The following is an 18,151-nucleotide window of genomic DNA, read 5'->3' as shown; positions in this document are numbered from 1 at the left end:
TGAATAGACCCAAAAACCCCGGCTTTGCTGGGGTTTTTTATTTTTCAGATTTGCTAGAAAGTGGGCGTGTTTGTTATTAAACGAAAAGAGTTGCGAATTAATTAGTATGATAATACTATCATTTGGGTTAGCATTAAATTTACAAAAATAACGAATGCAGTGGCCAAGCTGTGTAGTATCACATAGTTGATACACAGTATTGAAAGGTGTTCATTGCTTAAAATATTGAGTATTGGCTTAATATTTTCCAATTAGGGTGTGGTATGGAATCTCAAAAGTTATCCGTTGTAGAAAAGGTCGGCTTTGGTGCCGGTGACATGGCAGTGAATGTCATGGTTGCAGCGTTATTCTATTTTATGTCTTTCTTTTACACCGATATCTACGGACTTGATCCGGTTGATATGGGTGTGTTGTTCTTAGTGGCGCGTTTTGTTGATGCCTTTACCGACCCTTTAATGGGGGTGATCACCGATAAAGTGAAAACCCGTTGGGGTCAGTTCCGCCACTGGTTCTTATTCTTGTCTGTACCGTATGGTTTGTCGGTCGTTTTGCTCTTTACCACGCCAGATTTCGACTACAACATGAAGTTAGCTTGGGCTTATGCGACTTACCTATTCGCGACCTTGATGTTTACTGGTGTTGCTATTCCTTATATTTCTTATATCGGCGTATTAACTGCCGATCCTAAAGAGCGTTTGTCAGCTAATGGCTACCGTATGTTCTTCGCTAAAATTGCCAATGTGGTGATTGTATTCTCGGTGCCGTTATTAGCATCTTACTGGGGTGGCGATAGTTTATCTTACGGTTATAAACTGGCGATGGCGCTGGTATCAGCCTGTGCCGTTGCGTTGTTCTTATTTTGTTTTTTTACTACACGCGAGCGTATTACTCACGAGCCGCAAAAAGAAAGTGTTATTACGCAATTAAAAGTGCTTATTAAAAACGACCAATGGTTACTACTTTGTGCAGCATGTGTACTTGGTACGCTTGGCTATGCGATTCGTGGCAGTGTTGCTATGTATTACGCAACCTATTATTTAGGTGTGCCAGATTTAGCGGGGGCCTTTACCAGTGCGGGTATTGCAGCATCTATTGTCTCTATGGTGGCAAGTACGTGGATCACCCAGCGTTACTGTAAAATGAAGCTATTCCGTCAATCACAAATCGCCGTGCTATTCATCTCATTGCTAATGTACTTTGTGGTGCAACCGGGTGATGTAATGATGGCGTTTGTGCTTTATATCATCTTGTCATTTGTGGTTGATTTACATGCACCAGTATTCTGGTCTGCTATTGCTGAAGCCGTAGATTACGGTGAAATTAAAGACGGCGTTCGTGCCTCGGGTCTATCGTTTGGTGGCATTTCATTCTGCCAAAAAGCAGGGGGTGGCTTAGCTGGCTTAGCAGGTGGTTTATTACTGGCATTTTTTGAGTACAAGCCTAACGTTGAGCAAACCGAATTTACCCTAATGGGCTTAGCACTGATGCTAACTATCATTCCTGGTGTATTCCACGCCTTGCTAGGTCTGATCTTGAAAAAATACAAAATTACCGATGAGTACTATACGGATATGGTTATTCATAAACGCCTACCAAAATAACCACTCTTTAAACGCACACACTAAATAAGTGTGTGCGCTTTGCTCTTTAAAATAACAATTCGCTGGGAGACAACAGTATGAACACATTCAAAGTTAGCTATTTGGCAAGCGTTTGCGCTGCAATATTAACTGTGACCGGTTGCAGTGAGCTGCCAACAGACAGTAAACAAGCCGCTTCTGTGGAGCATGCTGAACATACCAGCGAACAACATTTATTTGCCCTCAACCAAGTAAGTTTAAGCGCCAGCCCGTTTTTACATGCACAGCAAACTAATGTGCGTTATTTATTAGCACTTCATCCTGATCAGCTGCTTGCTCCTTACCTGCGTGAAGCCGGCCTGACACCAAAAGCGCCTAATTATGGTAACTGGGAAAGCACAGGCCTTGATGGCCATATTGGGGGTCATTATTTATCAGCATTGAGCCTTGCTTGGGCAGCAACAGGGGATGAAGAATTAAAGCAGCGTTTAGATTACATGCTAAGCGAGCTTAATCGAGCTCAACAAGCCACAGGTGGTTACTTAGGCGGTATTCCTAATGGCGATGAAATGTGGCAGCAGATTGAAAACGGTGAAATCAAAGCTGATTTATTCAGTTTAAATGACCGTTGGGTACCACTTTACAATATAGATAAAATCTTCCATGGCCTTCGTGATGCCTACGAAGTTGCAGGAAGTAGCCAAGCAAAGCACATGTTATTTAAGTTAGGCGAATGGTTCTTAGCAACCACAGCGAAGCTAACTGATGAACAAGTTCAGCAGATGCTGTACTCAGAGCATGGTGGCTTAAATGATGTGTTTGCGGATATGTATGTTATTAGTGACGATGAGCGTTACTTAAAACTAGCGCGCCAGTTCTCTCATAACATCATTATTGAACCACTATTACACAAAGAAGATAAGTTAACAGGCCTGCATGCCAATACGCAAATTCCCAAAATTATTGGTATGTTGAAAGTGGCGAATGCCAGCGATGATAAAGCATGGCAGCAAGGCGCTGACTTTTTCTGGAAAACAGTGAGCCAAGAGCGCTCGGTGTCCATTGGTGGTAATTCAGTACGTGAACATTTTCATGATAAAAGTGACTTTACGCCAATGGTTGAAGATGTTGAAGGCCCAGAAACCTGCAATACCTACAATATGATGAAACTCAGCAAGTTACTGTTTTTGAAAACCGCTGATACGCGTTATTTAGACTATTATGAGCGCGCCACATATAACCATATTTTATCGTCACAACACCCAGAACATGGTGGCCTTGTTTACTTTACCTCAATGCGCCCAGGACATTACCGTATGTACTCATCAGTGCAAGACTCTATGTGGTGTTGTGTGGGCTCGGGTATTGAGAATCACAGCAAGTATGGTGAGTTAATTTATAGCAATACGGGTAAAGAGCTATGGGTGAACTTATTTATTCCCAGTACGTTAAATTGGCAACAACAAGGTTTACAGATCACCCAAGACAGCCAATTCCCTGATGATACCAAGGTTTCACTCACGGTGAACCGGTTGTCTGAGGGACAAAGCTCAGAGTCTGTCATCCATATTCGTAAACCGTCTTGGCAACAAGGTGAACTGCGCTTTACGTTAAATGGAAAAGCCGTGACCGCGAGCGAAAAAGACGGTTACTACAGTATCAGCCATGCATGGCAAAGTGGCGATAAGCTTGCCTTTGAATTAGCACCTAAGCTTTATACCGAGCAGTTACCGGATGGCCAAGATTATTATTCTGTGATGTATGGCCCCGTGGTTATGGCCACCAAAGTACAGGCTTTTGCGAATGAGCAGTTAAGCTTTGTTGCTGATAACAGCCGTATGGGTCACATTGCTGCTGGACCGACGTGCCCACCAGAAGCATTACCCATTATGCTCAGTGAACCTGCGCAATTTGTTGCAGATTTAACTCGTAAACCGGGCCAAGCGTTGGCATTTATCGCAGACAAAAATGTGGCGATTGCAAAGCAAGGCATTGGACAGACTGAACGCACGGAACTTATCCCATTTTTCCGCTTACACGACAGCCGCTATCAAGTGTATTGGCCACAGCAAAGCAAAGCTGAATTCACACAATTTGTAGCTGACGCCAAAGCGGCTGAGCAAGCAAAAGAGCAGCTTCGATTATTAACCGTTGATCACATTACGCCGGGTGAACAGCAACCAGAAGTAGAGCATAGCTTTAAAGGTGAAGGAACCCGTGCTGGTGTCAATAATGGCCACCATTGGCGCGATGCAACAGGTTGGTTTGAATATCAGCTTCGTAACCCCAATAAAAACGCTGCAGCATTACGTATTCGTTATTTTATCGGTGATGTGAATCGTCATTTCTCAATCACCCTTAATGGGGAGACACTGGCCGCGGTAAGTTTGCCTGTTGGCAACCCAAGCGATGAGTTTTACACCATTGATTACCCATTAACAGAGGCGATGAAGCAGTCAGAAATGCTGACCTTGCGTTTCACAGCCAACCCAGATTCTGTTGCGGGTGGTATCTATGGCATTCGATTGATCAACGAGCAATAAAGAGTGGGCTATGTTAAGCAATAATGTGTTTGATAAAGCGGTGAATCCGGTGTTTTCGTCATGCTTAAAAGAGCAGCAAAGCGTTTACCAAACCCCTACGGGCCTTGGTTATCGTGTTATTGAGCAGGGAGCAGGTGATAAGCCCCGCTGGGATGCAACAGTCACTGTGCATCAACGTGTAGTACTTAATAACGGTCGGGTGTTATTTGACACCCGTGCAGAGGGTGTACCTGTTGAGTATGAAATTGCCGAGGCGATTGTGGGCTTGCAAGAAGCATTGCAACTGATGAGTAAAGGCAGTCGTTTTGAAGTATTAATACCCCCTCATCTTGCGCGAGATGTGTACAGTACATTTATTGCTACAAAGCATGAACAGGATTGCCAAAGCCCGATGCGAGTTGATATCACCCTGCTTGATTTTAATTAATAATACCAATTTCAAATCTCAAAATAGATCACTTGAGTAAATAAAAAACCTGCAAAAAAATTGCAGGTTTTTTGTGTTTGAATAATTACTTTATAAGCGTGGTTTTAAGCTTGTTTAGGTCGGCTGGGTTTACAACTGGCCAATCGTTTTTCCAGCTCATCGGTAAAATTCGTAGCTTTTGTACGCCGTTATCGGCTGTTTCATAGGCGTGCAACACGAGGTAGTCTTTACCATCAAACGTGTAAGCGGCATTGTGACCAAGGGCTGCCCACTCTTTGTTACCTTCAATCACTAAGCTACCACCGCCATCAACCAGCGAGCGACCTTGCTGATCTAAATAAGGACCTTCAACGTTTTTACTGCGACCAACCCGAACATTATAAGTACTTTCAATACCTTGACAGCATTTATCAAATGACACAAACAGATAGTAATAGCCATTCTTTTTAAAGATATAAGGCGCTTCAATTGGGCCATGCTCCGTGTTTGGACGGCTGGCAATGTGATGCCACTTTTCAGGCTGTGCTAAGCGCACCATGTCATCATCTAGTTGCACTAATTTTAAACCACCCCAAAACGAACCAAAGCTCATCCAAGGTGTGCCATTGTCATCTTCGATAATAGCTGGGTCGATAGCGTTCCAATCATCACGCTCAGGCACTGACTCAACCACAATACCGTAATCAATCCACTTGTAGTCAGGTGATGATGGGTCAAGAGTGTCGTTTACCGTTACACCAATTGCTGAGGTGTTTTTACCAAATGCAGAAACAGAGTAATACAGATAAAACTTGCCATTTTTCTCGTACACATCCGGTGCCCACAGATGGCCACCGAAATTAGGTGACACGCGTTTTGCCCAGCTAGGCTCGTCTTTAAAGACGCGGCCAGTGAGTTTCCAGTTAGTTAAATCTTTTGATTCATAATAGGTAATGCCAGGGCCTGTACTAAATACATAATACGTGTCGCCTTCTTTGGCCATAACCGGATCGTGTACTTCTACCTGTTTTGCAGACACTGCAGCTGCTGAGATAAGTAGTCCAGTTGAAAGCCACTTCATTGCTCGTGTCACTTGGTGTGCGGGTCTCATGATCGAATACCTTTTTGTTGTTTTAACTTTTGTGTTCATTCGTCTACTATATAATATGTAATACAATATTAACAATAAAATAAAAGCGAAATACAGGACACATTATGCTCAAAAAATTATCGCGGTTTACGTTACTTACCGTGTTAAGTGCTTCGTCAGTGCCAGCCTTTGCTAATGCTAATAGTAGCAAGACCGTCGCGCCAATTGATAACCCTATTGTACTTAAGCGTGCCGATCCTTGGTTAGTGCGTGATGAAAAAACCGGATGTTATACCTTTATTGGTAGTTCACCGATGTTTGATGAAATTGAACTACGCCAAGCATGTCGCCTAAATGACTTAAAACTAGCCGAGCCAAAAGTTATTTGGCAGAAGCATGATAAAGGCCCTATGAGCGTTAACATTTGGGCGCCTGAGCTGCACCACATTGATGGCAGTTGGTACATTTACTTTGCGGCCGGTGATATTGAAAAGCCTTTTAGCATTCGTATGTATGCACTTAAAAATGACCACGTTGATCCTATGCAAGGCGACTGGCAAGAAATGGGGCAGGTTACGAGTCACCTAGATAGCTTCTCTCTTGATGCGACCAGTTTTACTCATAAAGGTAAACGCTACATGATTTGGGCACAGCAAAACCAGCCAGCCACATACAACTCGGCCTTGTGGTTAGCAGAAATGGACTCACCAACGTCAATTAAAGAGCCTGTTATCGCGATTACTGAACCGACCCTTGAGTGGGAAGTACAAGGCTATAAAGTGAATGAGGGGGCTGCTGTAATAATACGTGGAGATAAAATTTTTGTGACCTACTCGGCCAGTGCCACCGATCATCGGTATGCGATGGGCTTGCTATGGGCAAATGTAAATGATGATTTACTTGACCCTAAAAGTTGGCATAAAAAGCCAGAGCCTGTTTTTACTACCCACGCTGAAGTTGGTCGCTTTGGTCCGGGTCATAACAGCTTTGTAAAAGCGGAAGATGGCGTGACCGATTTGCTAATTTACCATAGCCGCGATTATAAAGAGCTAAAAGGCACGCCATTGACGGATCCAAATCGCCATGCGCGAGCACGCATTATTACATGGGATAAAGATGGGTTTCCTGTGTTTTCACCACAGCTAGCTGATTAAAAATTTTTTAAAAAAGGGCGCCAATTGGCGCCCTACAACTTTGGGAACGAAATGTTTACCAAAAGCGGTAATATATAAAGGCAGTTATGCCTAAAATGCCCGCTGTATGGATGTAATCCCACTTATCTAAACCCTCGGCGACCTCTTTGAGAGTTGCTTTGTCTAGGCTTGAGAAAGTAAGGCCTTTTAATTGCTCTTCATCTGCTTGTTTAGTGAAAATACTCACCACAATCATAATAACGACAACCACAACAAACAGCAGGATACAGTAGTACAACCAGTTCATTGTCGTTATCCATGCAAACGATGAACCCGTTAAATCATCTTTAAAGGGTAATAATACTAAGCGAATCATACCCAGTACGAAACCAGACACAAGACCAACAAACCCCGCTGTTGGCGTTATGCGCTTACTACATAAACCGAGTAAGAATACAGCCGCGATACCTGGTGCAATTAATGATTGAACACTCTGGAGATATTCATAAAGTACATCGGCAATTAAGCTCATGACGGGTATCCACAACAGCCCGAGAACAACGATAACGATAGTGGCCATTCTGCCTACTTTTAGAAGGTGTTTTTCGCTTGATTCTGGCTTAAACTTTTTATAAAAGTCGATCGTAAATAAAGTGGCTGATGAATTGAATAGCGAAGCGAGCGAGCTCATCAATGCTGCGACTAAGCCACCAATCACAATTCCTTTCACACCCGCAGGTAACAGCTCAGCGACTAACGTAGGAAATGCTTGGTCAGCGCTTTCGTAACTAATAATTCCTTTTGCATTCAGAGCGTAAGCAATCATGCCCGGCACTAAGAAAATAAACACAGGGAGGAGTTTTAAATAACCCGCAAACATCGTCCCGCGACGTGCTTCTTTAATCCCTTTCGCAGAGAGTACGCGTTGCACAATATACTGATCGGTACACCAATACCAAAAACCGATAATAAACGAGCCAAAGATAATCCCAGGCCAAGGGAATTCAGTGTCTGACGCGCTGCGAATAAGGTGCATATTAACGTCATTTAAGCGTTCAACTTCTGCCCAGCCGCCGACTTTATCAAGACCAACAACTAAAATGACCAGTGAACCAATGATCAACACTGGTGTTTGCAGCACCGAGGTCCACATAATGGCTTTCATGCCCCCTAGAACAGTATAAATCCCGGTGATCACCACTAAACCAATGGCAGAAATCCAAAAGAAATCGATACCCCAAATACTCTCAATTCCTAAAATGGTTTTAAAGGCGATACCACCGGCATACACGGTCACGGCGACTTTTGTTAATACGTAGCTGATTAATGAGATAACAGATAAGAAAGTTCGCGACTTAGAATTAAAGCGACGTTCTAGAAACTCAGGCATGGTGTAGACCTTGCTACTCCAATAGAAAGGCACAAAAATCCAACCGAGTAATAGAATAATCCACGACTGCATTTCCCAATGGGCGAGTGCCATACCTGATTGAGCGCCAGAACCAGATAATCCGACTAAATGTTCTGAGCCGATGTTTGATGCGAAAATAGAGGCACCAATTACTAACCAGCTTGCATTACGACCCGCCAAAAAGTAGTCAGCGGTGTCTTCTTCTTTTTGTCGCATAGACATGACGACAACGCCTAATAACAGGACAAAAAATCCTGCCAGCACTGCCCAGTCTAAGGTACTTAGTTCGACCATTGTGTGTTCCACCTAATTATGAAAGAGAATGTTGTTTTTAATTGTCGGTTAAAAATATTATATTATAAATTGAGTGAGTGAAAGTGATTTGTTAAAATAAGGTGACACTGGATATATAAAAAAGTGACGATTACGCGCGGTTATAATAAGAGGTTCTGTCTTTTTAATGTTTTGTTATTGATTTTAATCAACTATTTGCAGGATGACGGAATAGCTTTATAGATGTATTATATTACCTAGATCTTTAGAGGAACACACATGGCGCGTTTAGAGAATTTGAACTTATCACAACAAGTTACCAATGAACTTGGTAAGGCAATTATTGTTGGTGATTATAATACTGAGACGGGGTTACCAACCGAAGCACAGTTGTGCGAAGTGTATGGTATAAGCCGCACAGCTGTTCGTGAAGCAGTTAAAATGTTGGCTGCAAAGGGATTAATTTCTTCTCGTCCACGACAAGGGATCCGTGTTGAACCGGCGGATAACTGGAACTTATACGACACCAGCGTATTAAAATGGTTACTTGAGAGCAGTCCGTCACTTTACGTACTGAAAGAGTTCTTGCAAGTACGCTTAGCTATTGAGCCACAAGCAGCGGCGTTGGCAGCACGAAAAGGTGACCAAGCTGCGATCGCTGAAATTAAAATGGCGCTCGATAAAATGCAAGCGGCTGCCGATGAACCTGAAGGCGTAATGCACGAGCCAGACCTTGCATTCCACACGGCAATTTTACACGCCAGTGGTAACCGTTTTTTCTATCAATTACGTGACTTTATTCGTACTGCATTGCATGTCAGTATTCAGCACACAACACCCGCTAAAGGTAATAAACAAGCCATCGCTGAAGAGCACTTTAAAGTGTATAACGCGATTGCCAGTGGTGACCCTGAGCGTGCGAAAAATATGATGACGTACATGATTGATGAAGCGATGGCGTTTATCGAAAAAGAAATTGCAGACAAAGAAGCTGCAGCTCAATAAGTTTCGCTACTCAACGTTGTAAATACTGTAAAAACAAAAGGTTATCATGCCAAATTCAAATGAGCTTAAAACAGTTTACGCCAGCCTTGCCGGTAAAAGTGTATTTATTACAGGCGGAGCGACGGGAATTGGTGAAGTAATGGTAACGCGCTTCTGTGAGCAAGGCGCAAAAGTCACCTTTGTTGATATTGCAAAGCAGCAAAGCGAGGCTTTGTGCGCAAAGCTTGCGGGTAAATATGAGTTTGATCCGCAGTTTATCTATTGTGATATTCGTGATGTTGAAGCATTGCAAGCCGCTATAGAGCAAACCCGCCAGCAACAGGGCGATATTGGGGTATTAATTAATAATGCCGCCGATGACACTCGCCATGCAGCAGAAAACATGGATGTAAAATATTGGGAAGACAAGTTTGCTGTTAACTTACGCCCTTGTTTCTTTTCTTCACAGGCTGTTGTGGCGCATATGCAGCGTTTAGGTGGGGGAAGTATTATCAATATGGGGTCGGTAAGTTGGCGTATTAAGCAAACAGGAATGCCTGCTTACACCACTGCTAAAGCGGGTATTGAAGGCCTGACGCGTTCTTTAGCAGCCTCGTATGGCAAAGACAATATTCGGGTTAATACCTTGGTTCCTGGATGGGTAATGACAGAGCGTCAAATTACTCATTGGTTAACCCCAGAGATGGTTGAAGACGTTCGCTTAAGCCAGTGTATAAACGAAACAATACAACCCGACCATGTTGTTAATGCAGCATTATTTCTGGCTGCTGATGATAGTCGGATGATGACAGCACAATCATTAATCGTAGACGCAGGTTGGACTTAATTGCATTTATACATTGCAAAATGACTGACTTGCGATAAAATTTTTTCAATAAAACAAATGATACTATAATAATAAAATATGGGTTGGTATTGTTACCATCTCCCCTATTTTTCTAAGGTGGTAAGAAAGTTTGACCGACTTTGTACTCGTGTATGTAATTCTGATCATTGGTGCTTGCTTGCAAAGTGTTATTGGCTTTGGCCTTGGCATGCTGTGTGTGCCAGTTCTATATTGGTTAATGCCTGAACTGGTGCCTGGCCCTATGATTTTGAATGCACTCTTTTTAACTTCGGTGTTAATGATAAAGCACCGAGGGTCAATCGATATGAAACAGACGGGGATCTCAATAGTCGGTGGTGCAATGGGCGTAATATTCGCAGCGGCAGTGATGTGGTATGTGAATGCTAAGCAGTACCAGTTATTGCTCGGAGTGAGTATATTAGTCGTCGTCGCATTATCTATCATAGGTATGAAACCTAAAATATCGACCATAACGAGTTTATTAGCCTCTATGTCGTCGGGGTTTTTAGGAACCACCACCTCCGCTGGGGGCGCGCCGATGGGGCTGCTCTATCAAGCTGAGGATAAAGATAAAATAAAGGCCAACCTTAGTGCATTCTTTGTTTTCATTAACCTATTTGGCATTATTGTGCTGATGCTTACTGGCTCTGCTGATATGGGGGATGTAAAACTGTTTTTCTTTTGTCTGCCAGCAATTTTAATTGGCTGGGGACTGTCTTTTGTAATTAATAACAACTTAAATGAAAGAGCAATTCGCAGCATCATACTGCTGGTCGCAGGCTTATCTGGCCTAGCACTTATTTTTATACACAGATAGAATGGTAAAAGTTCAGCTGTTTATTTAATGAAATTTATGCTCGATGCCACCTTAAAAATAATTATTTCTAGCCAATGCCAATTAGGCGAAGGTGCTTACTTTGCAAAGGCCCACAACTGTGTATTTTGGGTTGATATTTTGGGTCAGCGTTTATTTCGTTTGCACTGCCAAAGTATGCGGGTAAGTCAGTTTGCCATGCCAGAACCCATTTGTTGGGTAATGGAAACGGAGCAAGGTGAACTTGTTGCTGGGTTTGCGAAAGGCATCTATAAACTTAATAGCGAAGACTTTAGCCGCGAACTGCTTTACTCAATCGACAATGAGCCACAGCAAAACCGATTAAACGATGGTAAAACATCACGGCAAGGTTTTGGTTTTTTTGGCTCGATGGACTCTCAAGAACAAGCTCCGAGTGGAAAGTTATACCGCGTTGGTCATGGAAAGGCTCCTGAAGTCGTTGACCAACACTACACCATTAGTAATGGACCGGCCGTAAGTAAATGCGGGCAGTTTTTATACTCAACAGACTCTGAAAAACAAACTATCTATCGCTTCTCATTAAGTGCACAGGGCGAGCTTAGTAATAAGCATGCGTTTATCCGTTTTACCGATAGCATGGGTTACCCAGATGGCATGACGGTTGATAATGACGACCACTTATGGGTCGCAGCATGGAATGGTTATGGTGTTTATCGTTTTTCACCAAGCGGCGAGCAAGTGCAATTTTTACGTATTCCCGCACCACGTGTTACCAGTGTTGCATTTGTCGGAGAGGCACTTGAGCATGTGGCAATTACTACCGCAGCGGTCGGGTTGGATGAGTCGGTACTTGCTGATTACCCGCACAGTGGAGGCGTGTTTATTTTAAAGCCGGGTGTTAAAGGCATCGCTGAAACACCGCTTAAACTATAGATTTTCCATTACTTGGTAGCGTAATTCGCCAAGAAATGCCCGTGCTGCGGGACCCAGTTTGTCACCGTCTTTGAAGAGCAAATGTAACTTAGCACTGCGGCTACTGTTATGCGTTAAATTGAGCGCTTTCATTTGCCCTGCTGCGAGTTGTTTTTCAATCGCTATTTTTGGTAACCACGCAAAGCCTAGACCATTACTGATCATATCAATAGAGGTGCGTAAATGCGTTACCGTCCAACGTTGATCGGCACCTAGCCAGCCGCCATCTTGTTTGTGTTTATTCGCTGAGTCACGCACTACAATTTGTCGGTGTGATTTTAAATCTTCTAATGTTATTTCGCGGTCAATCGCATGCAAAGGGTGATCTGGATGCGCCACGGCAATAAATTCAATATTGCATAACTCTTCATGAAAGCCAGCCGCTATCGGAAAACCTGTAATGGCAATATCGACCTGATCATTTACAAGTAATTCATTGCCACCCATCAGCACAGATTCATGCAATTCGATACGCAGTTGTGGGTATTGCGAAGACGTGTCGTTAAGCACTTTATAAAGTAATTGCTGTGGAAAAATGGCATCAACTGCAATGCGCAGCTTGCTTTCGATACCTTCGCCGAGGGTTTGGCCAATCGCTTCGACTTTGGCAGCTTCATCGAGTAAATAATTGGCACGGCGTAGCATCATTTCACCGGCTTCTGTGAGCACCGTTTTACGCCCTTGAATAGTAAATAATTTTACATTGAGTGCCGATTCAATTTTGCCCACGGCATTATGAATACTCGACTGGCTTTTATGAATGCTTTGTGCGGCTTGATTAAAGCCACCAAACTCAACAACAGCACGAAACATGCGCCATTGCTCTAGGGTGATTCTTAGCATGGTATTCCTTTGCTAACGTGGTTACTTACTAATTAGTGCCTGTAAATGGATAGTACCTATAAATTGCAAAAAAGTTTACTTATCGCTATGTAAATCCAAATAATCAGCACGTTACCTTTAAAGGACTCATAACCATAAATAAACGTATTAGCTTAATCTTAGCTTTCATTGACCTAGCTGGCGACTAAATTGCGTTATAACGAGAAAGACGGCAGCTGTGATCACACCGTTGACTACAGTCTTCCTCGAAAGTCGAATTAGGCCTCTTTTAAGGCCTCATTAAGTGACTTATTCAGGCGCGACTTCAAGAGTGGTAAATAATGAGTAACGCACGTTATCGATATCTGTTTCTGTTGGTTTTTGATCAACAGATGCTTCAATCAGATACATATCAGCGTGTTCGAATGTCACGGTGAAGAAACCTTCACTATCGGTAGTAAGTTTTACTTCATCACGCGCATTACGGTAACGAGCACTGCCGCGTACAATCGCTAGCTCAACGTTAGCGGCAGGTTTTCCATCCATTAATAATTGGAATTTAGCCTCTTCACCTGCAAATAAATCGTTTGGATGCGTTGGGCCCGAAATCTCTAAGCCTTGGCCAAGTAATGTGGGTTTAGAAGTGCCGTTACGGCTTACAAAGGTATCAACGGTTGCGATTGACTTAATCGTGCGTACTTCGGTTGCACCAGCAGGAAGATCAGCGTCTTTTTTACCTGTAAATACACGACCACGGTTGCCGTCTTTATCTTTGTAGAATGTCATTAGCAGGGGCTTTTGCTGCATCGCAATATGGTACGTCCCATCTTGCGATAAGCTAACGGCCGCTGAGTTTTTACGTTTTAGGTAGTACGCGCGAATCTTCTCTTCTACAGGCTTACCGTTTGGCGCAAGGGCGATTAATAAGTTGTCATCATATTCTGCGCCTTGTTCATTTGGGCGGTAGGCTTTGTCTGGGCTAAACAACTCGTTTGAAATACTGGCATCAATCATCACATAATGTGTTTTTTCACCCGATAAAGAGGTGTGCGATGGCATTAACCAACGAGCGTGTGCCTGTGCGTAACTTGATGCAAGTGCGGTGAACGTAACGGCACCGATTAGGGCCGTTTTTAATAATTTTAATTTCATTGTTTATCCTTAATTGCTAGTAATAGTAACGAAGCTAGTCGCGAATTCTTTTTCGCCAGCGAGAGTGACTTTGCCATCTTTTGTTAAGTCGATTTCAACACGGCTGTAATCACGGCCACCTTCTTCACGTACAACTTCCACATTGAGTAAATATTTACCGGGTTTAACGGGGTTACCTTTTAAATCCTTACCGTGCCACTCAATGGTGTAAGTACCAGGACGTTTTGTGGCACCTGTTACGCCGTCGAAGTTATCGTTACTGCGACCTGCTTTACGCCACCACTGACGTAAGTCTTTAAACCACTCTGCTTTTTCAACCCAAAGTGCCACTGTGGTTACATGTTTACGTTCTGGGGTTTCAAGCCAAAGCGCAACATATGGACGGTGATAAGGGGATACATCAAGCTCAGGCAAAGTGAACTCAACGGTGAGGTTGGCGTCTTTGGCAAAGCTAAGTGGGCTGAATAAACAGCTGAACAGTAGAGCAAGTAGTAAGTGGGCTTGTTTCATTAAGATACTCCTTTAAGTTGAGGCACCCAAACTAGATAAATAACCAGAGGTGTGACGACACCAAACAGTGTTAGCCAAAGCCCTGAGGTACGCTTTTTACGGTTTTGAAATAAAATAAATAAGCCAGTTATAGCGAAGATGATCATTAATACTGCTGAGATATCAATTACCCAGCTCCATGCCTCGCCTGTATGACGGCCTTTGTGCAAATCACCAATAAGGCTCATAACCCCACCTGTTTGGTAGTCAAGATTGAGCTCTCCCGTTTGAAAGTCGATTTCGGCATAAGCAAACCCTGCAGGCAACGGGTAGTCGAGCATGACTAGTGCGTCTTGTTTTTCCCATTCAATGCTTTTTACATTCTGCAGAGAAAACTGATCTGCCATATAGCGTTCAATTTCAGGGTAAAGAGTGGGTAATGCATTAAGGTTCTGCTGTGCTTTTTCGAAGAGCTGTGCAGAAATGAGCACGTGGGTTTGACCATTATGTTTGTCATTTTCAAGCCAACTTACGTGATTGAGGATGATGCCGCTGATACAAAATAAGATCAGTAGAAAAAATAGCGCGGTTGATAAATAAATATGTAAGGCACGGCTAACGCTATAAAACATGCGTTTATTGAAAGAGAACATAATGTAAGGTACTTGTTATTGATTCTCACATGATAATAGTTCGTATTATTAATAACAAGTGCGTTTACGTTCTTTACATTCGAGCAGTTAATACTGAATAGCGAGGTACGCAATAATGGCGAGTTGTGAGGTAAACAGGCTAGCAAGTAGCATTAATTGCAGCCGAGTGGATATGTTAAGTTGGATCAGCGTCGGATGATTAGGCTTTGAGGGACGATTGATTAAATAGCCCAACACGCACACCTCGATAACAGCTACAAGATACATAACCCAAATCGGTGCTGCGCTTTGCAGTAAGAAGAAATAGCCCACGGCCATGCCAAGGCCAGCTAAAAACTTTGCTCTTAGCGGAACCACTTTATAGAGCTGCCAATATCGAAGTGATTCACCATACCGAGGATGATTTAATAGCCAAGCAGACAAAGCGGGAGAAGAGCGTGTAAAACAGCCCAAAGCAAGAATAAAGAAAATAGTTGTGGGCATCACAGGGAGTGCAATACCTATGATACCTAAGCCAACCATCAATAATCCAAGTAATTGATAGCAGCCATTTTTATAGGCGGTAAATACCGTTCTTACATTCATCAATATAATTGAGCCTGATAAAACTGAAAATGCGGTGATGCATATTTTGCAAAATCATACATTTATTCTGCGTTACTTTTAACTGTAGCTCAGCTAACGTTTTTTACCTAATGTTGCATGAAGAACGTTTAAGGGGTTAAAAAATTGCTGTGTTATTTAGAGGTAAACGAGGGATGGGGGCATAGAAAGTTTAAAAAAGCCCAGCAATAGCTGGGCTAATCGTTTTAAAAGTAGTAACCGATATTGATATTGAAGCGCGTTTCGGTCTCGTCGCTGTCGCCAGCTATTGAGCCACCAACAAACGGTTGGTTTTTCGCTTTTACAAGATCAAAGTAGGTAAATAAGCCACCTGCGGCGACCGACACACCCGTTACATTCATCCACGTGTCTGCACTGTTATCTGACTTATCGTAAATAATGCCGTAGTCATTATAAAATTGCAGGTTGGTTACTGGCCCCCACTCAACAGGTAAACTGTAAGCAATGTTGGCATTAGTCATGGTGGCTTCGGCGGCGATACTGTCATAAAAAGAGTAGGCACCGACAGCCATACGATTTACGTTATCAATGTCGTAATCGTATTCACCATGTTGCAGTTGGAAGTTCCACGGGCCAATGGTGCTGTTAAGGTGCACAGCCCAAGCCATGTAGTCGCCTGCTTTGTCTTCACCGTCGTGTAGGCCGCCTGATAACGCAGAAACACCTAACTCAGTGGTGCCACCATCATGCTCGAAGTGGTAACCATAACGTCCAGAGAATGTATTGTATTCACCTATCGCATTGGTGGGTTCTGCGTAAACGCCTTCGTCGGCATCACGAAAACCAACGACATCATACGAATAACGATCGCTGCGATTATCAACGTAACCGTCAACACCACCTAATTCATCATTTTTAAAAAAGCCAAGGTCAATTTGCCAGTTATCGGCTATTTTACGCTTAAATAACACACCTAAATCGTGGTCATCTTCTAAGCCAACGTAATAAGTGGTGCCAAAAAAGTAGTTATGAGAGTTATAAGGCCAGTTACCAAAGGGGACTTTGGTGATCCCTGCTTGCACTTGCCAATCTTCGGCAAAGTCATAGGCTGCATAGGCATATTTAACTGCAGTCATGTAATCGAAAAAACGAATTTCTGCATTTAATTGCACGTCACCAACATCGCCTGCAAAATTCAATCTGAAAATATCAAAATCGAAGTCGCCACCGCGGTTCTTATTGCCGTCATCATAAGATGTGTGACTAAAATTGGTACGTACAGCACCGCCAACTCGAATCCCAGATTCTTTCTTTTCGAGCTCTGAATCAACAGCAGCCGTTTGCTGCTCAAGCTGCTTTTGCTGTTTAGCAACTTGGGCATCAATTTGTTCTTGCTGCGCCGCTTGTTGTTTTGCTTGTTGCTCTGCTTTATCGAGCTGAGTTTGAAGTTGCTGCATCTGTTGCTTTAGTAATTGCAGCTGCTTTTGAAGGTCATCGATTTCTGATGCCTGACTAAGACTTGAAGTAGTGCCCAACGCTATCGCTAGGGCTAACTTTGAAAGTTTAAGCATGAATTATCGCTAATGTAAGAATGGGTACTATTTAGCATAGATGATATTCACACTGAACCCAAGGGTAGCCACATAAATTTAATATTAATCAACGGGTTTATTATTGAGACTCAATGGTTCGCGTAAGCGCACCTACTTCAAGTAAGGGGGAGGCATCAAGTTGGTCTGCATCCATCATGGCTGCAATACGTTGCATAGATGACAACAATAGACTTTGTTCCCACTCTTCAAGGGCTGAAAACTTTTCAATAAAGTGCTCTTGTAAAGGCTGTGGCGCTTTATTCAAAATTTCTTTGCCGCGCTCGGTAAGGTATAGACTGACACGGCGCTTATCTAGTTGACTGCGAACACGCGTAACTAGCTCACGGTTTTCAATGCGGTCTAAAATATTGGTGACAGTTGCGGGACTTAAATTAACGTTTTGTGCGATGCGGCTGGCAGTAATGCCATCGGTGTGCGCGACTTCGTTCATTATAAGTAATTGTGGGCCTGTTAATCCCGATGTTTTGTTGAGTTGTTTTGAATGAAGGTCGATAGCCCTGATAACTTTACGTAACGATACCAATAGCTCGTCATACTTTTGCATAGTTGTGTCTCTTTAAAAAGGCGGTATCTGGCGACCGCAATCGCGAAATATTACACATCTAATAAATTGAGTTCAAATAAATTACACCTATATTAGCCATAGATTAAAGCTAATAATGGCATGGTTTTGATTTTTATTTAGTTAGAGCAGAAATTAAATGCTCTATTTTGTCGTTTAGATAGAGTAATTGTTGTTAACACTGAAAATGCTAATATGGGGTGACTTAGCATTTGGTTGTAAAACATTTTCATCAAATAA

At 42.9% G+C, this 18,151-nt stretch carries 16 protein-coding genes and 1 pseudogene; 8 read left to right on the top strand and 9 right to left on the bottom strand.

The window, feature by feature from the left end; genetic code table 11:
• Positions 1-263 precede the first annotated feature (263 nt).
• The 3 genes from GZH31_RS16060 (at position 264) to GZH31_RS16050 (ending at position 4,550) form a co-directional block, all read left to right on the top strand.
• On the top strand, positions 264-1,601 hold the full coding sequence (locus tag GZH31_RS16060) for an MFS transporter (protein WP_180311243.1): 1,338 nt from the start codon (positions 264-266) through the stop codon (positions 1,599-1,601).
• A 77-nt stretch (positions 1,602-1,678) separates the two neighbouring features.
• Positions 1,679-4,123 carry a glycoside hydrolase family 127 protein gene (locus tag GZH31_RS16055; protein ID WP_180311242.1) on the top strand — a complete coding sequence of 815 codons (2,445 nt, stop codon included), beginning with the start codon at positions 1,679-1,681 and terminating at the stop codon, positions 4,121-4,123.
• Positions 4,124-4,133: 10 nt separating this feature from the next.
• Positions 4,134-4,550, top strand: coding sequence for an FKBP-type peptidyl-prolyl cis-trans isomerase (locus GZH31_RS16050; RefSeq protein WP_180311241.1), 417 nt, complete (start codon positions 4,134-4,136; stop codon positions 4,548-4,550).
• A gap of 85 nt (positions 4,551-4,635) precedes the next feature.
• Here the strand turns inward: GZH31_RS16050 and GZH31_RS16045 are convergent, their stop codons facing one another.
• Complete coding sequence (locus GZH31_RS16045; protein ID WP_036973614.1) at positions 4,636-5,640, bottom strand: arabinan endo-1,5-alpha-L-arabinosidase; 1,005 nt, start codon at positions 5,638-5,640, stop codon at positions 4,636-4,638.
• A 104-nt stretch (positions 5,641-5,744) separates the two neighbouring features.
• Between GZH31_RS16045 and GZH31_RS16040 the strand changes: the two genes are divergently transcribed.
• The gene (locus GZH31_RS16040; RefSeq protein ID WP_180311240.1) at positions 5,745-6,773 is read left to right on the top strand and encodes a family 43 glycosylhydrolase; all 1,029 of its coding nucleotides are present in this window, start codon (positions 5,745-5,747) and stop codon (positions 6,771-6,773) included.
• A 55-nt stretch (positions 6,774-6,828) separates the two neighbouring features.
• On the opposite strand, the gene GZH31_RS16035 is transcribed toward GZH31_RS16040, so the two are convergent.
• Positions 6,829-8,457, bottom strand: coding sequence for a sodium:solute symporter (locus tag GZH31_RS16035; protein WP_036973612.1), 1,629 nt, complete (start codon positions 8,455-8,457; stop codon positions 6,829-6,831).
• Positions 8,458-8,715: 258 nt separating this feature from the next.
• On the opposite strand from GZH31_RS16035, the gene GZH31_RS16030 reads away from it, so the two are divergent.
• The 4 genes from GZH31_RS16030 (at position 8,716) to GZH31_RS16015 (ending at position 12,017) form a co-directional block, all read left to right on the top strand.
• Positions 8,716-9,441 (top strand): FadR/GntR family transcriptional regulator, encoded by a 726-nt coding sequence (locus tag GZH31_RS16030; protein ID WP_036973611.1) that lies wholly within the window; start codon positions 8,716-8,718, stop codon positions 9,439-9,441.
• 46 nt (positions 9,442-9,487) lie between these two features.
• Entirely contained in the window at positions 9,488-10,267 is a 780-nt protein-coding gene (locus GZH31_RS16025) for an SDR family NAD(P)-dependent oxidoreductase (RefSeq protein ID WP_065979488.1), read from the top strand.
• Positions 10,268-10,397: 130 nt separating this feature from the next.
• A complete protein-coding gene (locus GZH31_RS16020; protein ID WP_074989520.1) occupies positions 10,398-11,105 on the top strand; it encodes a sulfite exporter TauE/SafE family protein in 708 nt (235 codons plus the stop codon).
• 27 nt (positions 11,106-11,132) lie between these two features.
• On the top strand, positions 11,133-12,017 hold the full coding sequence (locus GZH31_RS16015; RefSeq protein ID WP_257473666.1) for an SMP-30/gluconolactonase/LRE family protein: 885 nt from the start codon (positions 11,133-11,135) through the stop codon (positions 12,015-12,017).
• Here GZH31_RS16015 and GZH31_RS16010 read toward each other — a convergent pair.
• The 7 genes and pseudogenes from GZH31_RS16010 to GZH31_RS15980 all read right to left on the bottom strand — a co-directional run bounded on the left by GZH31_RS16010 (position 12,012) and on the right by GZH31_RS15980 (position 17,893).
• Positions 12,012-12,899 carry a LysR family transcriptional regulator gene (locus GZH31_RS16010; RefSeq protein ID WP_036973605.1) on the bottom strand — a complete coding sequence of 296 codons (888 nt, stop codon included), beginning with the start codon at positions 12,897-12,899 and terminating at the stop codon, positions 12,012-12,014. The two genes, GZH31_RS16015 and GZH31_RS16010, sit on opposite strands and share 6 nt — an antisense overlap.
• Before the next feature lie 288 nt (positions 12,900-13,187).
• Positions 13,188-14,030: a DUF4198 domain-containing protein gene (locus GZH31_RS16005; protein WP_118844757.1), complete on the bottom strand. Its 843-nt coding sequence runs from the start codon at positions 14,028-14,030 to the stop codon at positions 13,188-13,190.
• Between the two features lie 9 nt (positions 14,031-14,039).
• Positions 14,040-14,540, bottom strand: coding sequence for a DUF2271 domain-containing protein (locus GZH31_RS16000; protein ID WP_036973601.1), 501 nt, complete (start codon positions 14,538-14,540; stop codon positions 14,040-14,042).
• Positions 14,540-15,172, bottom strand: coding sequence for a PepSY-associated TM helix domain-containing protein (locus GZH31_RS15995; protein WP_065979485.1), 633 nt, complete (start codon positions 15,170-15,172; stop codon positions 14,540-14,542). Before GZH31_RS15995 ends, GZH31_RS16000 begins: the two co-directional genes overlap by 1 nt.
• A 201-nt stretch (positions 15,173-15,373) precedes the next feature.
• Positions 15,374-15,757: pseudogene (locus tag GZH31_RS15990) on the bottom strand (YbaN family protein); the annotation flags it as partial.
• A gap of 224 nt (positions 15,758-15,981) precedes the next feature.
• Entirely contained in the window at positions 15,982-17,307 is a 1,326-nt protein-coding gene (locus GZH31_RS15985; protein WP_065979480.1) for a porin, read from the bottom strand.
• Positions 17,308-17,407: 100 nt separating this feature from the next.
• Positions 17,408-17,893 carry a MarR family winged helix-turn-helix transcriptional regulator gene (locus GZH31_RS15980; protein ID WP_036973598.1) on the bottom strand — a complete coding sequence of 162 codons (486 nt, stop codon included), beginning with the start codon at positions 17,891-17,893 and terminating at the stop codon, positions 17,408-17,410.
• Positions 17,894-18,151 lie beyond the last annotated feature (258 nt).

Source organism: Pseudoalteromonas sp. JSTW (assembly GCF_013423925.1).
Taxonomy (GTDB): domain Bacteria; phylum Pseudomonadota; class Gammaproteobacteria; order Enterobacterales; family Alteromonadaceae; genus Pseudoalteromonas; species Pseudoalteromonas lipolytica.
This window is presented reverse-complemented; position numbering and strand designations above follow the sequence as displayed.

What these genes read in the sequence shown, in the direction of transcription:
- GZH31_RS16015 (WP_257473666.1), top strand. Translation starts at nt 11,133, where the DNA reads ATGAAATTTATGCTCGATGCCACCTTAAAAATAATTATTTCTAGCCAA.
- GZH31_RS16005 (WP_118844757.1), bottom strand. Translation starts at nt 14,030, where the DNA reads ATGAAATTAAAATTATTAAAAACGGCCCTAATCGGTGCCGTTACGTTC.
- GZH31_RS16030 (WP_036973611.1), top strand. Translation starts at nt 8,716, where the DNA reads ATGGCGCGTTTAGAGAATTTGAACTTATCACAACAAGTTACCAATGAA.
- GZH31_RS16040 (WP_180311240.1), top strand. Translation starts at nt 5,745, where the DNA reads ATGCTCAAAAAATTATCGCGGTTTACGTTACTTACCGTGTTAAGTGCT.
- GZH31_RS16055 (WP_180311242.1), top strand. Translation starts at nt 1,679, where the DNA reads ATGAACACATTCAAAGTTAGCTATTTGGCAAGCGTTTGCGCTGCAATA.
- GZH31_RS16010 (WP_036973605.1), bottom strand. Translation starts at nt 12,899, where the DNA reads ATGCTAAGAATCACCCTAGAGCAATGGCGCATGTTTCGTGCTGTTGTT.
- GZH31_RS16045 (WP_036973614.1), bottom strand. Translation starts at nt 5,640, where the DNA reads ATGAGACCCGCACACCAAGTGACACGAGCAATGAAGTGGCTTTCAACT.
- GZH31_RS15985 (WP_065979480.1), bottom strand. Translation starts at nt 17,307, where the DNA reads ATGCTTAAACTTTCAAAGTTAGCCCTAGCGATAGCGTTGGGCACTACT.
- GZH31_RS16060 (WP_180311243.1), top strand. Translation starts at nt 264, where the DNA reads ATGGAATCTCAAAAGTTATCCGTTGTAGAAAAGGTCGGCTTTGGTGCC.
- GZH31_RS16035 (WP_036973612.1), bottom strand. Translation starts at nt 8,457, where the DNA reads ATGGTCGAACTAAGTACCTTAGACTGGGCAGTGCTGGCAGGATTTTTT.
- GZH31_RS15980 (WP_036973598.1), bottom strand. Translation starts at nt 17,893, where the DNA reads ATGCAAAAGTATGACGAGCTATTGGTATCGTTACGTAAAGTTATCAGG.
- GZH31_RS15995 (WP_065979485.1), bottom strand. Translation starts at nt 15,172, where the DNA reads ATGTTCTCTTTCAATAAACGCATGTTTTATAGCGTTAGCCGTGCCTTA.
- GZH31_RS16050 (WP_180311241.1), top strand. Translation starts at nt 4,134, where the DNA reads ATGTTAAGCAATAATGTGTTTGATAAAGCGGTGAATCCGGTGTTTTCG.
- GZH31_RS16000 (WP_036973601.1), bottom strand. Translation starts at nt 14,540, where the DNA reads ATGAAACAAGCCCACTTACTACTTGCTCTACTGTTCAGCTGTTTATTC.
- GZH31_RS16025 (WP_065979488.1), top strand. Translation starts at nt 9,488, where the DNA reads ATGCCAAATTCAAATGAGCTTAAAACAGTTTACGCCAGCCTTGCCGGT.